The 16554-nt window shown below is 44.8% G+C and carries 11 protein-coding genes; 2 read left to right on the forward strand and 9 right to left on the reverse strand.

Annotated elements, in window-relative coordinates:
• Nucleotides 1–46 precede the first annotated feature (46 nt).
• The 8 genes from LT679_RS08185 to LT679_RS08220 all read right to left on the reverse strand — a co-directional run bounded on the left by LT679_RS08185 (nt 47) and on the right by LT679_RS08220 (nt 10903).
• On the reverse strand, nt 47–580 hold the full coding sequence (locus tag LT679_RS08185; RefSeq protein WP_232176966.1) for a DUF962 domain-containing protein: 534 nt from the start codon (nt 578–580) through the stop codon (nt 47–49).
• A gap of 43 nt (nt 581–623) precedes the next feature.
• On the reverse strand, nt 624–2186 hold the full coding sequence (gene rny / locus LT679_RS08190) for a ribonuclease Y (RefSeq protein ID WP_232176967.1): 1563 nt from the start codon (nt 2184–2186) through the stop codon (nt 624–626).
• A gap of 223 nt (nt 2187–2409) precedes the next feature.
• Nucleotides 2410–2700, reverse strand: coding sequence for a cell division protein ZapA (locus LT679_RS08195; RefSeq protein ID WP_232176968.1), 291 nt, complete (start codon nt 2698–2700; stop codon nt 2410–2412).
• A gap of 22 nt (nt 2701–2722) precedes the next feature.
• A complete protein-coding gene (locus tag LT679_RS08200) occupies nt 2723–3013 on the reverse strand; it encodes a hypothetical protein (protein ID WP_232176969.1) in 291 nt (96 codons plus the stop codon).
• Between the two features lie 98 nt (nt 3014–3111).
• Complete coding sequence (gene pheT / locus LT679_RS08205; protein ID WP_232176970.1) at nt 3112–5511, reverse strand: phenylalanine--tRNA ligase subunit beta; 2400 nt, start codon at nt 5509–5511, stop codon at nt 3112–3114.
• A 116-nt stretch (nt 5512–5627) separates the two neighbouring features.
• Complete coding sequence (locus LT679_RS08210) at nt 5628–8756, reverse strand: PAS domain S-box protein (RefSeq protein WP_232176971.1); 3129 nt, start codon at nt 8754–8756, stop codon at nt 5628–5630.
• Nucleotides 8757–8764: 8 nt separating this feature from the next.
• Nucleotides 8765–10051, reverse strand: coding sequence for a serine hydroxymethyltransferase (glyA, locus tag LT679_RS08215; protein ID WP_232176972.1), 1287 nt, complete (start codon nt 10049–10051; stop codon nt 8765–8767).
• A 93-nt stretch (nt 10052–10144) separates the two neighbouring features.
• A complete protein-coding gene (locus LT679_RS08220; RefSeq protein WP_232176973.1) occupies nt 10145–10903 on the reverse strand; it encodes a segregation and condensation protein A in 759 nt (252 codons plus the stop codon).
• 139 nt (nt 10904–11042) lie between these two features.
• On the opposite strand from LT679_RS08220, the gene dxs reads away from it, so the two are divergent.
• Nucleotides 11043–12974: a 1-deoxy-D-xylulose-5-phosphate synthase gene (gene dxs, locus LT679_RS08225; RefSeq protein ID WP_232177166.1), complete on the forward strand. Its 1932-nt coding sequence runs from the start codon at nt 11043–11045 to the stop codon at nt 12972–12974.
• 39 nt (nt 12975–13013) lie between these two features.
• A complete protein-coding gene (locus LT679_RS08230) occupies nt 13014–14915 on the forward strand; it encodes a glycoside hydrolase family 15 protein (RefSeq protein ID WP_232176974.1) in 1902 nt (633 codons plus the stop codon).
• A 3-nt stretch (nt 14916–14918) separates the two neighbouring features.
• Here the strand turns inward: LT679_RS08230 and LT679_RS08235 are convergent, their stop codons facing one another.
• A complete protein-coding gene (locus tag LT679_RS08235; RefSeq protein ID WP_232176975.1) occupies nt 14919–16553 on the reverse strand; it encodes a gliding motility protein RemB in 1635 nt (544 codons plus the stop codon).
• Nucleotide 16554 lies beyond the last annotated feature (1 nt).

Here is a 16554-nt window from a genome sequence, read left to right on the forward strand (position 1 = left end):
GTACATTACGTTAATTTAGTATAAATGTTAATTCAATATTAACAACCTAAATATTCAGACGCAATGGCTTTAGTATGAGGTGCCATAAATATAAAGGCCCTATAAGCAGGTTTCGTAGCCTCACTGAAGCACTGGGTTTAGCCTGCTCTAACCCTTCAGCAAGCATGATAGCAGTGATACTTACAACGGTTACTATCAGCGGAACTATGTAAAATGCAGGCCCACCGGCTTGTTCCCAATGCTCGAGTTTGATAATAAAAAAGCTGAACGCGAAGTAAGTAAACAAAATGAAATATGACAGCACCGGCGACAACCGGTAATAACAAAATACGCTTATAGCCAGCACAAAGGAAGCCCAATTAACAAAGCCGTTATACTGGCCTAAGAAAGCAATGTGCGGAAATGGAATGGCCCACACCAGTGCGAATAAACCGAAAAACAAAAAAGGTGTGGCTATATAGCTAATGACTTTATTAACCGGATGCTGATGGGCAGCCTCGTAAGCTGCAAAGAGCTGGTGGACTTTGCGCCGGGGCTCTACCGTCGGAGAAGATTTTTGTACTGTTTTATTTTTAGACACCGTAGTAAAAGCGAAAACCCTCTGCCAGGCAGAGGGTTTGTTATTATTTTGCGTATGAAACTGAACGCGTTTCCCTAATCACTGTTACCTTGATCTGGCCCGGATAGGTCATTTCGGTTTGTATGCGGTTGGAGATATCAGCCGCCAATACTTCTGATTGTGCGTCGGTTATCTTTTCACTTTCAACCACTACGCGCAGTTCGCGGCCGGCTTGTATAGCGAATGTTTTTTCAACACCCGGATATGATAAGGCCAGGTCTTCAAGTTCCTTTAAACGTTTAATATAGCTTTCAACCACCTCACGACGTGCACCAGGGCGTGCGCCTGATATTGCATCGCATACCTGGATGATTGGAGACAACATTGAGGTCATCTCTATTTCATCGTGGTGAGCGCCTATGGCGTTGCAAACTTCAGGATGCTCTTTATATTTTTCAGCCAATTGCATACCCAAAATAGCGTGCGGCAGTTCCGGGTTATCATCAGGTACTTTACCAATATCGTGCAGTAAGCCTGCACGTTTGGCCAGCTTTACATTCAAGCCTAATTCAGCCGCCATGGTAGCGCAGAAGTTAGCTACCTCGCGCGAGTGCTGCAGCAGGTTTTGCCCGTACGATGAACGGTAACGCATACGGCCAACCATACGGATCAGCTCCGGGTGCAGGCCGTTGATACCCAAATCAATTACGGTACGCTCACCTATCTCTACGATTTCTTCCTCAATTTGCTTTTTGGTTTTGGCAACCACCTCCTCAATACGTGCAGGGTGAATACGGCCGTCGGTAACCAAACGGTGCATAGCCAAACGGGCTATCTCACGCCTTACCGGGTCAAAGCCTGACAATATGATCGCCTCCGGAGTATCATCAACAATAATCTCAATACCGGTAGCCGCCTCAAGCGCACGTATGTTACGTCCTTCGCGACCAATGATACGGCCCTTGATCTCATCGTTCTCTATGTTGAAGATAGATACCGTATTCTCAATTGCAGCCTCAGTAGCAGTACGCTGTATGGTTTGGATAACAATCTTTTTAGCCTCTTTGGTAGCGGTGAGTTTGGCCTCGTCAACAATATCCTTAATTTGCGCCATGGCCTTGCTACGTGCTTCTTCGCGCAGGTTATCTACTAACTGGTTCTTGGCTTCTTCGGCAGACAAGCCCGCAATAGATTCGAGTTGCTTAACATGCTCCTGTTTCAGCAAATCAACTTCCTCTTGCTTCTTAACAGCAATCTCGGTTTGCTTCTCCAGGTTTTTACGCGTATTGTCTAACTCCTGCTCCTTACGGTTAGCATTCTCAAGTTTTGAATTAAGCGATTGCTCTTTTTGGCGGATACCGTTTTCACGTTGAGAAAGGGCATTATTTTTTTGATTTACTTCCTGCTCATGCTCGGCTTTCATTACCAAAAATTTCTCTTTGGCTTCAAGCAGCTTGTTCTTTTTTAATATCTCCGCATTGTTCTCCGCATCCTTTAATATCTTTTTAACCTTATTTTGAGCAGATACTTCCTGATCTTTAAACAGTTTGCGTAATAAAAAACGGCCGATGACGATGCCAACCCCGACACCAATCAGCAGCCCGATAATAACATATAAAAAATCCATTCTTTAAGTTTATAAAATAAAAAAACCGCAACTAAATCTTAAGTGTCATGTATTGAAAAACCTCTTATCAGATAATTGGGCCGGTGCTATCGTTAAATACACGAAGTAACGTATGCTTCCATTGGCACGCTGATATTGAAGCGTTAAGTTTTTAATAGTGAAACTCAAGATTTAACCGCGGCTAAATCTTAATTCGCTCATGATTATGTAAAGAACGTTATTACTACTTTGAGAAAAAGTCAGTCAGTAACTGATCAAGCTGATAAACTTTATCGGCCACTTCGGTATCTTCCGCCGTGACTTTTTTCTCTGCTTTTAATGATGATGTTGCATAATGCAATACACACATCGACAGCAGATCTTGCTTATCTCTTACCGCATAATTTTCCTGGTATTCTTTTATACGGTCGTTAATCAATTTCGCTGCCCGCCTTATAATTTCCTCTTCCTCCATGTTTACCTTTAAAGGGTAAACTCTGTCAGCAATATTTATTTTTATGGAGATTTCTCCCATTTGAGCTATTCACATTTTTGCATTACTTTTTCAGCAATACAATACACTTGTCAATTTCCTGCACAAAGTCGTTAATTTTTTGCTTAATGTCAAGGCTTTTTTCATTTGTATCTGAAAACGACTTGGCCACTTTCAATACACGAAGCTTCTCTTCCAACTCCGCGGTCTTGTTTTTGCTGGTTGTAAGCGCCACACTTAACGACTGATTTTCAAGCCGCATCAGGTCATTTTCCTCTTGCAGTGCAGCGCAAAGTTCCATTAACCTTTCGGTTTTTTCAATAATCGAATTTAATTGTTCGCCTAATTGTGGCATCTTTTTAATTATTGATTTAATGAATTATTGAGGGATTGAATTACCGGATACATCGAATCAATAATTCTATAATTCCTTAATTCAATATTTCCCCAACATTATTTCCTAATCTCCGCTCCGGCCTCTTTACCTAAATTAAGAATTAATTTTTGCATTATGGCATCAATAGCTTTATCGGTAAGCGTTTTTTCGGCGTCCTGCAAAATAAAGCTTACCGCGTACGATTTTTTGCCTGCCGGTAGTTTATCACCCTCATATACATCGAACACGTTAACTTCTTTCAGCAGCTTACGCTCGGTTTTTTGTGCTACCTGCCTGATCTGTTCAAAGGTAACGGCCTTATCAACCAACATAGAAAGGTCGCGCCTTACTGCCGGGAATTTAGATACCTCCTGGTAAACGATGGTGTTTTTACGTGCCAACGTTAAAATCATATCGAAATTGAAATCAGCATAGAAAACTTCCTTATCCACATCTGCCTTTTTTAGCGCCGAAACCGCTACCGCGCCAAATTTAACCAGCGTTTTGTTACCACGGTTATATTGTAGGCCATAAGTAAATTCATTACTATCTACATCAGCTACTGCCAGATCCTTAACATTCAGTTTTTCAACTATGCCGTCAACAACGGCTTTCAGGTTATAGAATGATACTGCGGTTACTTTGCTGTTCCATTGCTCGCCGGTTTTGGCTCCGGTGATGAACACCGAAAAACGCTGCACTTCGTTGTATTTATCTTCTGTTATGCTGTAAACTTTGCCGAACTCATATAACTTTAGATCGGCATTTCTACGGTTTTGATTGTAAGCAATAGCTTCCAGGCCTGAATACAGCAAAGTTTGACGCATCACGTCCAGGTCACTGCTCAATGGATTCAATATTTTAACCGCGCTGTCCAGATCGTCAGAGTAAGCCGATTTGGTTAGTGAGTTTGATAATATCTCGTTAAAACCGTTAGCGGTCAATAAATCCGATAGCAGGTTTTGTACCGTATCGCGATCGGGGCGTTGCGATGTGTTAAGCGATGCCCTGATCTGCGTTGGTATCCAGATATTGTTGTAACCGTAAATACGCAGCACTTCCTCTATCACGTCAACCTCGCGGGTAACATCAACGCGGTAAGGCGGTACTTTTAATGAAAGCCCTTCTTCGGTTTCGGCAACCACTTCAATATCCAGCGCCTCAATAATACTTTTTATCTCGCTATGCGGAATGTCCTTACCTATTAAACGGGTGGTATTTTTATATGATAACTCAACAGCGAAAGGTTCAACAGGCGCAGGGTAGATATCCACTACGTCTGACGATATTTTACCGCCGGCTACTTCCTGTATCAGCAACGCGGCACGCTTAAGCGCGTAAACGGTATTATCCGGATCGGTACCACGCTCAAAACGGAATGATGAGTCGGTTTTCAACCCGTGCCGTTTGGCTGTTTTACGTACCCATACCGGGTTAAAGTAAGCGCTCTCTAAAAATACGTTGGTAGTTCCCTCGGTAACGCCCGAGTCGATGCCACCGAAAACCCCGGCGACGCACATAGGCTCGGTCTCGCTGCAAATCATCAAGTCATCGGCAGAGAGTTTGCGCTCAATACCATCAAGCGTTTTAAACACAGTACCTTCGGCTGTGGTTTTTAAGATCACTTTGCCACCGGCTATCTTATCCGCATCAAAGGCGTGTAAAGGCTGGCCCAGATCATGCAATACGTAATTGGTAACGTCAACTATATTATTGATTGAGCGAATGCCAATAACGGCAAGTTTTTCCTTTAACCACTTTGGCGACTCCTTCATCTCAACACCGCTAATGCTTACACCACTATAGCGTGGCGCGGCCTCGCTGTTTTCAACGCTTACACTAATAATACGGCTGTTATCATCCACCTTAAAGGCTGATACGTCCGGTTTTTGCAGGCTGATCTTTAAAAAAGCTGCTATATCACGGGCAGTACCCAGGTGCGATGCCGCATCCGCACGGTTAGGAGTTAAACCTATTTCGTACAGGTAATCGTCATTCAGCTTAAAATATTCCTTAGCCGGAGTGCCAACAACGGCGTCATCGGCTAAAATCATGATTCCTTCGTGCGACGCACCCAAACCGATCTCGTCTTCAGCACAGATCATGCCCTCAGAAAGTTCGCCGCGTATTTTTGATTTTTTTATGGTAAAAGGCTCGCCTGATGATGGGTATACAGTAGTACCAACAGTTGCAACCACCACTTTTTGACCGGCAGCAACATTTGTTGCGCCGCAAACAATATGCAGGTCTTCGGCGCCGCCAACATCAACAGTAGTTACGTGCAGGTGATCTGAGTTGGTATGGTCAGCACAGGTTTTCACATGGCCTATTACCAACCCCTCTAAACCGCCCGGAACCGCCTGCACCTTCTCCAGGCTTTCTACCTCAAGACCAATGCCGGTCAGTATCCGCGATATTTCTTCGGGAGTTTTATCTGTATCTATGAAATTTTTGAGCCAGTTATATGATATCTTCATTATGCCAGAAAGTGATAATCGGCAAAGATATAAAGATTTCGGTAGCGGGCGAGGGTTACCTTACGGCTTAACAAATAAATGATGCGGAATAAATCACATAACAAAGCACACTGCCGCTATTGCTTTTGGTAACGGCTCAGCTTGGTATAAAGTGTTTTGGGCTCAAAAGGCTTTAATATATAATCATTCATACCCGCCAGGCTAATACGTTCAATTTCGGAGTTAAGCATGGATGCGGTTAAGGCTATAATAGGCAGCTGCTGAAAGTAAGCTTCGCTTTTTGAGCGTATAACCTGCGTAGCCTCCAAACCACCCATAACCGGCATGTGGATATCCATTAAAACAGCATCGTATTGGGCTGAAGATTCGATCTTTTCAACCGCTTCCTGGCCGTTCTCGGCAAAGTCAGCAGTGGCGCCCCACTTCTTCAGCACTTTGTTAACTAACAAACGGTTTATCTGGTTGTCGTCAACCACCAACACATTTATATTCAATCCTGCTTCCGCTGCGTTATCCATGTTATTTCTTTCGCTCTCCGCTTTATCAAACGTTATTGTAAACCAAAATGTTGATCCCTGCCCCGGCGTACTATCTACATTTATACGCGAATCATGCAGTTCAATCAACCGTTTTGTTATTGGTAAACCTAAGCCGGTGCCACCGTATTTACGGGTGGTATCAGCCTCGGCTTGCTTAAACGATTCAAAAATAGTGCTAATTTTATCGTTGGCAATACCGATACCGGTATCAATTACGGCAAAACGGATGCGTACGGTTTTACTGTTTTGCTCAATTACCTTTAAATCAATAGTTACCCCACCGGTTGAGGTAAATTTAACTGAATTGCCGGCCAGGTTAAGCAGTATCTGGCTCAAGCGCGTGGCATCACCCAGTATAAAATTAGGTACAGCGTCGTCAACCCGGTACTCTATGTAAATATTTTTTTCGTGCGCTTTGTATTGCACGGAGCTGGTAACGCTTTTCAACAACTCACGCATGTTCACGTTAGCCTTTTCAAGTTCTACGTTACCGGTCTCTATCTTGGTAAAGTCGAGTACATCATTAATCAGCCTCAGCAGGTTTTCTGCGGAGAATTTCAGGATGTTCAGGTTCTCTTTCTGCGATTCTGACGGACTATCCTCAATCAGTAAATGCGACATGCCGATAACCGCGTTTAGTGGCGTGCGCATTTCATGGGTTAGTACAGATATGAACATATCCTTAGCCCGGTTAAGCTGTATGGCCTCTTCCTTTGCGGCAATAAGCTCCAGCTCTACCTTCTTTTTCAAGGTAATGTCAATAATTACCTCAATGTATTTATCAACCCGGCCAAGGTCATCAAGTATTACGGAGTTGATTACTGAGATCCATAACGGCTGGCCATCCTTACGGTAAATAAGCAGGTCGACCTCGAAAGACTGCTTGTTTTTAGATAGTTCACGGCTGCGTTCAATAATGCCAATGTCGGTCAGCTCGCCCTTAACCAGGTCGCCCAGGTGGCGCCCGCGAACATCATCTATCGCGTAACCCGTTATTTTTTCAAACCCTGTATTTACCCACTCTACGTTGCCGGTGTTATCATTTATTACAACACCGCTGGTAATACTGCTTGCTACAAGCGATAGCAGCTTTAACTGCTGCTCGGTTTTTTTACGCTCGCTTATATCAACCATTACGCCCACATGCCTGTGCACAGCTCCGTTTTCGTCAAACAGCGGGTTGTTTGATATCCAAACCCAAACCGGCGTACCATCCTTACGGTATATTTTGATTTCTACTTCGTACGGCCTGTTTTCGTCAATAGCTTTTTTTGCCGCCATGAAAACCGACATGTCGCTCTCCTCACCCATCAGCATGGTTCCAAACTGCTTACCTTCCATTTCGGCAAAGGTGTAGCCCGTTAGGTTTTCCATGGTTTCGTTCATCCACATTACACGGCCATTATCGTCGCGTATCAGGATGCCACCAGGCGATTTACGCGCAGCAAATGAAAGTATTTCCAGATCATGCTCGGCACGTTTGCGGGTATTGATGTTGATAATTACGCGAATGTATTTCTCCACATTGCCATCAGCATCATATATTATGGAGTTGGCTACCTTTATCCACAGGTCTTCGCCATCCTTTTTGGTCATTAACAGGTCAATCTCGTAAGATTGCTTTTTCTCTATCAGATCATCCAACTGCGGAATGAGCTGATGTTCTTCACCCTGTTTTAATATCACACTCCGCAACCGTTCGCCTTCCACATCGGCCTGGTTAAAGCCGGTTATGGTTTCAAATGCGCTGTTAACCCAAACCACACGATCATCAGCATCACTGATTACAACGCCGTTGCTTATTTTGCTGGCTACAAGCGATAGCTCCTGCAATTCACGGCTCACCTGCTTATGGTGTGTAACATCGCGGCCGCTGGCATACCATTTATCATCGTTAAAGGTAAGCGACCAGCTTATCCATTTTTTTTGACCTGATTTAGTGTTAACCTGCGTTTCCACCTCAACCGAACGTTTTTGCCGGTTCAAGGCATTACGCAGCACGGCAAGTGATTGTTCCTTACTTTCCTCTACATAAAAATCCCATATCGGCCTGCCTACGGCTTCGTCGGGTTTATAACCCAAAACCGGCTCAATGGCTTTATTAACCAGTTGCAGGTTAAAATCCTTATCCATGATGCAGTGCATCTCAGATGAGGTATCAAAAAGGATGTAAAATTCCTGGTGAGATTTAAGGCTTTGTTCGAGCTCTTTTTTTTGCTTGCGAAGGATAAGATGAGACATTACCTCATCTGCCAGTGTTTTAAGCGCTTCCTTTTGTTCATCGGTTAGCTGATGCGGAACGCTGTCAATAACACAAAGTGCCCCTAAACGATAACCGTTTGGATCAATAAGCGGTGCGCCTGCGTAAAATTTTACGTTGGGCACACCGGTTACATAAATATTGTCTTTAAAGCGATCATCGGTTGTTGCGTCGTTGATCTCAAGTATATCATCGCGCATAATGGTATGGCTGCAAAACGCTTCAGAACGAAGGGTTTCAGTACCATCAATACCAACCTTTGATTTAAACCATTGCCGTTGCTCGTCAAGCAGTGTTATCAGCGCTATAGGCGCGTTGCATATATATGATGCAAGGCGTGTAATAGCATCAAACTCTTTTTCTGGCAATGTATCCAGAATTTGATATGACGCTAAGGCTGATAAACGTTCCTCTTCGTTGTCTGGCAATAGTTTAATATTTGTCACTTATTGGTTTATTCTATTCCCTTTTCGCGGTATAAAGGGTAATCCGCCATTAATTTATGTACTTTTTTACGTACTTTCTTTAAAGAATGTTCGTTTTCAGGATCAACAATTACCGCGTCTATAAGTTCTACAATTTCTTCCATTTGTTTTTCTTTGAGCCCACGGGTGGTAATGGCAGCAGTACCAACACGTATACCTGAGGTTACAAACGGCGATTTATCATCAAACGGAACCATGTTTTTATTCACGGTGATATCCGCAGCCACTAAAGCATTTTCGGCAGCTTTACCAGTGATGTTTTTGTTACGCAGATCGATCAGCATCAGATGGTTATCAGTACCGCCCGAAATGATCTGGTAACCGCGGTCAACAAGAGCTTTGGCCATAGCCTGGGCATTCTTTTTAACCTGCACAATGTATTTCATATAGCTATCGCTCAGCGCCTCGCCAAAAGCAACGGCTTTAGCAGCGATTATATGCTCAAGCGGACCGCCTTGCGTACCCGGGAAAACAGCCATATCCAGCAATGACGACATCATGCGCACTTCGCCTTTTGGAGTTTTATGGCCCCATGGGTTTTCAAAATCCTTCCCCAGCATGATCAGGCCGCCGCGAGGGCCGCGTAACGTTTTGTGGGTAGTAGTAGTAACGATATGGCAATGCGGCAGCGGGTCGGTCAGTAATCCACGTGCAATTAAACCTGATGGGTGCGAAATATCAGCCAGTACCAAAGCACCAACCTTATCAGCCACACTGCGGATAAATTCATAATCCCAATCGCGCGAGTAAGCCGAAGCACCGCAAACAATCAGTTTTGGTTTTTGCTCAAGCGCTACCCTTTCAAGCTGCGCATAGTCAATTAAACCGGTTTCTTTATCAACACCGTAAAAATGGGGCTCGTATAACTTGCCCGAGAAATTTACCGGCGAACCGTGTGTAAGGTGGCCACCATGCGAAAGATCAAAACCTAATATTTTATCGCCCGGCTGAAGGCAGGCCAGCATTACCGCTGCGTTAGCCTGCGCACCTGAGTGCGGCTGAACGTTAACCCACTCGGCATTAAATAATTGCTTGGCACGTTCAATAGCAATGGTTTCAATTTCATCAACTATCTGGCAACCGCCGTAATAGCGTTTGCCCGGCAGGCCTTCGGCATATTTGTTGGTTGCTACCGAACCGGCGGCTTCCATAACCTGGCGGCTCACAAAATTTTCTGACGCTATGAGTTCAATGCCTTCTTCCTGGCGTTGCTGTTCTTCATCCAGCAGTTTAAAAATTACTTTATCTCTTTTCATGTGTTAGCTAAAAAACGCCCCTAAGTTAGGTATAAGATGTTAGATATGAGCTTTTAGATTTGATATAAGCCGCTTACGGCTTAAACCTTTAAGCTATACCGCGTCTGCGCCGCTTTTGGGCGATATCCAAAAATTATTATATCCGAGGCCAATCTGTATATCAATCAGCTCCTGCTGCAACATTTCCAGCATGGCCAAAAAATTATAAACAAAATGCACCTTATTTTCTGAGCTTGCCGCCATCGCCCTGAAATCCAGCCGCTGGTTGATCCGGAGCAGGTCATCAATCGCTTTTTTTTGCCGCTCAATAGAGTAAGGATATTGCACTACGGTATGTTTAACCTCTTCGCTGCAGCTCATAAAGTTTTTAATAACCCGCTCATAAACTACCATCAGGCGGTACAAGGTAAGCTCGGTAAGTTCTTCGCCGGGTAAAGCAGCTTTCTCCATGCGCTCAACATCGGCCTTTATATTACCCCGCTTTTCCTGCTTAAAACGCTCATCTTCGAGCGGGCGCAATTGCTCGCATAAGTCCTTAAAGCGCTTATACTCTATCAGCTTGCGTATCAGCTCTTCCTTGGTATCAATTTCATTGCCCTGCTCGTCGGTTTCGTAACGGGGCAGCAGCATTTTAGCCTTGATCCGCATCAGTGTAGCGGCCACAAAAATAAACTCGCTGGCCACCTCCATGTTCAGGCTGGTGAGGTGATGTATGTATTGTAAAAAATCGTTGGTTATGCGGGCAATGGGTATATCGTGAATATTGAGTTCGTCGCGCTCAATAAAGAACAGCAGCAAATCAAACGGCCCTTCAAACTGAGGTAACTTAATTTCAAAATATTCTTCGGTCATAACCTGCTCAAAATTAATTAAATTGATGCGTTTGCTCAATATGCGCCGAATTATTTAAAACAATTATATGTTGCGGCTTGTCCTGTTTTTATCATATTATTTCACGTAATTTGCAGGTTAAATATTGTAATTGATGTCGATGCAGGTACCGGCAGGTAATTTGTTGGAAAAAATCAACAATCCTTCTGATTTAAAGCAGTTTAGCGAAGATGAGCTTGAGCAGGTATGCCAGGAACTTCGCCAATATATTATTGATGTAGTATCAGTAAACGGCGGGCATTTTGCTGCCAGTTTGGGTGTAGTTGAGCTTACCGTTGCCCTTCATTACATCATGAACACCCCTTACGATCAGTTGGTTTGGGACGTTGGCCACCAGGCTTACGGCCACAAAATATTAACCGGCCGCCGAGACATTTTTCATACCAACCGCGTGTATAAAGGTATAAGCGGTTTCCCCAAACGCGGTGAAAGCGAATATGATACTTTTGGCGTGGGCCACTCCTCTACTTCCATATCCGCCGCTTTGGGTATGGCCGTGGCATCTCACTATAAAGGTGAAACCGACCGCCAGCACGTTGCCGTAATTGGCGATGGCGCCATGACCGCCGGCCTGGCATTTGAGGCGCTGAACCATGCAGGTATTGAAAACTCAAACCTGTTGGTGATCCTGAATGACAACAACATGTCTATTGACCCTAACGTGGGTGCCTTGAAAGAATATCTGACCGATATAACTACCTCAAAGCCTTATAACCGTTTCAGGGATGATGTGGCGAGCGTACTTTCCAAGCTATCATCAGTTGGGCCGGATGCTTTTAAGCTGGCTAAAAAACTGGAGAAGAGCATTAAAGGCACCCTACTCAAAAAGAGCAACTTTTTTGAGGCACTTAAGTTCAGGTATTTTGGCCCTATTGACGGGCATGATGTTAAGCATCTGGCAAAGGTATTACGCGATCTGCGCGATATACCGGGCCCTAAGCTCCTGCATTGCGTTACCGTAAAAGGTAAAGGCTATGCACTGGCCGAGAAAGATCAAACCAAATGGCACGCCCCCGGCTTGTTTGACAAGATTACCGGCGAGATCAAAAAAACATATTACGAAAAGCCACAACCGCCTAAATATCAGGATGTGTTTGGCCATACTATAATTGAATTAGCTGAGCAAAACCCTAAGATAATGGGTATCACTCCGGCTATGCCATCAGGCTGTTCGCTCAACCTGATGATGAAGGCTATGCCTGAACGTGCTTTTGACGTGGGCATTGCCGAGCAGCATGCCGTTACTTTTTCGGCAGGTTTGGCAACGCAGGGCTTAACGCCGTTCTGTAATATCTACTCAAGCTTTATGCAACGGGCGTTTGACCAGGTAGTGCATGACGTAGCCATACAGAAACTTAACGTAGTGTTCTGTCTTGACCGTGCCGGCATTGCCGGTGCCGACGGGCCTACCCACCATGGCGCTTATGACCTGGCGTATATGCGCTGTATACCGAACATGACCGTATCTGCGCCCATGAACGAGGAAGAGTTGCGGAACCTGATGTACACTGCCCAGCAGGAAAACATGGGCCCTTTCACCATACGTTACCCGCGCGGCAACGGTGTTATGGTTGACTGGCAGCGCCCCATGAAAGCCATTCCGGTTGGTAAAGGGCGTTTAGTTAACGAAGGTGAAGATGTAGCTATTTTGACTATCGGCACCATTGGCAACGAAGCCACAAAGGCAATTAATGATCTGAATAACGAAGGTTACTTTCCTGCACATTATGACCTGCGCTTTGTTAAGCCGCTGGACGAAAGCCTGCTGCACAGCGTTTTCCAAAAGTTTGATAAGGTAATAACTGTTGAAGATGGTTGCCTTGAAGGTGGTATGGGCAGCGCGGTGCTGGAGTTTATGGCCGATAACGGCTACAGCGCCAAAGTAAAACGCCTGGGCATGCCTGATAACGTAATTGAACACGGCGAGCAACCCGAGCTATGGGCCGAATGCGGTTACGATGCCGCCGCAATTTCAACCCAGGTAAGGCTGATGGGTATTAAAAAAGATACTACACATACTATAGCATCATAAAGCAAAGGGGCGGTAACAACCGCCCCTTTGTTGTTAAACATGCATAAAGGTTGTAACACTAAACCTTTAACGCGCTATGCGGTTATCCTTATAAACAAGCAGAACCGCATGGAGCATAACAAGCGCCCTTACCAGCCGATAGAAAATTACGGGATTATTGGCAACATGAAAACCGTTGCACTGGTATCCCGCAACGGATCGATAGACTTTATGTCGTTCCCGAGATTTGACTCGCCTACCATATTCGCGGCCATGCTGGATGAGAACAAAGGGGGCTATTTTTCCATCGAACCACAACTGGAAGACTACACCACCCGCCAGTTATATATTCCCGGCACCGCTGTTTTACTCACCCGATTTTTCTCTGAAGACGGTATTGCCGAGGTTACCGATTACATGCCGATTACCGATGCTGCGAAGGGTTCGGTATGTGCTATAGTAAGGCGAATAAAAACGGTTAGGGGTAATATCAGCTTCAGGATAAATTGCGTCCCCCGGTTTGATTATGCAAAGGCCGACCATGAAATTGAAGCCAAAAGCAATAACGAACTGATATTTACCAGCATTAATGACGGCAACGCCAAGTTGCGCCTTATCGCTGACTTTGATCTGACCATTGATCAACAAAGTGGCTGTGCCGATATCACCATCAGCGAATCAAACAGCGCGGTTATAGTACTCGAGTCAATAAAATCAGGCGACGAGGAACAACTGAGGGACATTAGCCATTACATTGAAAATACTTACGGCGATACTATTAATCAATGGCGCAAATGGCTCAATAAGGCAGCGTACAAAGGCCGTTACAGCGAGGTGATCTACCGCTCGGCAATAACTTTAAAACTGCTTACTTCTGCCGAATTCGGCTCAGTAGTGGCAGCGCCGACGTTTGGCTTACCTGAAACCATTGGCGGCAACCGTAACTGGGATTACCGTTTTACCTGGATACGCGACGCGGCGTTTACCATGTATGCTTTTTTACGTTTAGGCATGAATGACGAAGCCACCAAGTTTTTAGAATGGATATATGAACTGTGCAAGGACAATAACCTGCAATTGCTATATGGTATTGACGGCGCCCGAACGTTATCAGAAAAGGAACTTGACCATTTGGATGGGTACAAAAGCTCAAAGCCCGTACGCATAGGTAATGAAGCAGCCGAACAAACGCAGTTGGATATTTATGGTGAGCTGATTGATACCATTTACATCTACAACAAATCATACAAACCTATAACGTTTGAATTTTGGAGCGTGATCCAAAAACAGGTGGAACATGTTATTGAACGCTGGCAGGAGCCAGACCATGGCATTTGGGAAATACGCAACATGAAACGTGAATTTTTACACACGCGGTTGATGTGTTGGGTAGCTATGGACAGGGCGATCAAGATAGCCGAGCACCGTTCGTTTCCTTATCCGGAAAGTGAATGGAAAGCCGTACGCGACGAAATCTATAACGACATCTACCACAACTTTTGGAATGACGACCTGCAAGCCTGGGTGCAGTATAAGGGTGCTAATAATGTAGATGCCAGCGCACTGCTGATGCCGCTTACGCACTTTATATCGCCTATGGAGCCGCGGTGGCTATCAACCATGAAGGTAATAGATCGCGACCTTCGCCTGGATGTGTTGATATACCGCTACCGCAACCATCTCGAAAAAATTGACGGGCTGGATGGTGAGGAAGGAACGTTTAATATGTGCTCCTTTTGGTTTATTGAGGCACTGGCCAAAAGCGGCGAGGTTGACCGTGCTGTAGAAAACTTTGAAAAAATGATGGGCTACGCCAATCACCTCGGCTTATTTAGCGAGGAGTTGGGTAAACGCGGCGAACATCTGGGTAACTTCCCACAAGCGTTTACCCATCTGGCATTGATAAGCGCAGCAGTTGAGTTGGACAAACAATTAAGCCGCATACACGGCTTTAACTTATAAGTTTTAGTTAGCCATTATAGGATTACGGGTTTTAAAGCTGGCAAGGTCATTATAAAAGCTGCGGAACGAGCTACGTAGGCCAATGGTGATCATGCCGGTTCGGCTTTTAAACTGATCGTTCACATCATCACGTACCAAGCCGCCCAATTCAATACGCAGGTTATATTTAGGATTGAGAAGGTAAGCAACCCTACCCTCAAGCAGGTACATGTTGGTTGTTAAACCCTGGCCTGTCCAGTTGCCGGTAAGTCGCGCTGGCTCGCGGTAATTGTCAAAAAGGTTTTTACCGTAGTTAAGGCCGTTAACATCCAAACCATATCGGCCAAAGTCAAATTCGCCGGAGAAGTCAAACCTTTTGTATGAGTAGTTTAACAGACCAACCACTTCCTTAAAGTTAGCGCCCCACGGATGCGCAAGCGACTCGCTATTACCGGTGTAGTTGATGGCGGCAAAACGCTCAGAAAAGGTATACGGCGTAATGGTATTGGTTTCGAGCAAGTAGTTAAGCCCTTGAACATTAAACAAGTTCGCTCCGCGTATACCTAATTGCCAGCCAAATTTATTACGCGAGCTGCCATCTCCGGAGAAGAAATTATCCGCTTCAAACTCATCCAGCATAAACTGGCCGTAAGCAGTCAGCTTATCAGTAAACTTATATTTACTTGTAAAGCCTATAACGGCGTTGTCCGGTGAGCCGCTTGATGCCTCAATCGGGCGTAAAAATATGATCGGGTTGATATACGAGAAGTCGAAACCACGTGTATGGCCTGCCTCGTCCTCATTCGCCCATACTATGGCATCAAAAAATCCTAATGATAAACGGTTACTCACATTCCAGTCTAAAAAGTGGAAAGTTCCCCATTTACGTCGGTTATGGGTGTAATCGTTCAGGTTGGGGTTCATCGGGTCGCTAAAGTTTGACCACATGGCCATATAACGCACGTTGCCCAAAGTGCCCGTCAGCCTGAAATAAGCAGCCGGCGATGCATAATCAGATAACAATAACGAACGGTAACCATCGCCTATAAAGGTACGGTCGCGGCCGGCAGATATATTCAGGTACTTAACCGGCGTATAAGATATATTTGCCGTGATAAAAGACCAGTCCTTTGTATCACTGTTTGGGCTGCGGTCATACGCCTGGCCGGGTACAATACCTACCTGGTTGATGTAGGTGGTTAAATACTCCGGAAATAATGCCCGGTTTAAAAATCCGCTTACGTTGTATGATACCTTGTCGCCAAAGGTGCCGCCAACCTGTAAGCCTACCGATGTGATACGGGTAGTACGCTTAAATTGCCTGAAATCACGGCCAACAACCAGGTCGGGCAACAGATCAGCGTAAAAAGTGCTGTTATCGTTTTTAACGTCTATCTGATGCTCGGTAAATAATTTACGGTATCCGGCTCCATGTTCGCCGTCACTGCCGTAGTTCATTATCGAATCGTAACTGCGGCGCAGCAGGCTATCATCAACTAAAAAAGGCTTAAGTGCACTGTGTACCATTGTTTTAGTTGAATATACATCGGCATTCAATTTTTGATAGAACTGGTATGAGTACGGTTGGTAAACCGACTGCGCTTTTGTTAGGGCAACTGATGATATAATGAAGAATACAAGCGTAAATATTTTTTTCATT

This window comes from Mucilaginibacter roseus (assembly GCF_021215455.1).
Taxonomy (GTDB): domain Bacteria; phylum Bacteroidota; class Bacteroidia; order Sphingobacteriales; family Sphingobacteriaceae; genus Mucilaginibacter; species Mucilaginibacter roseus.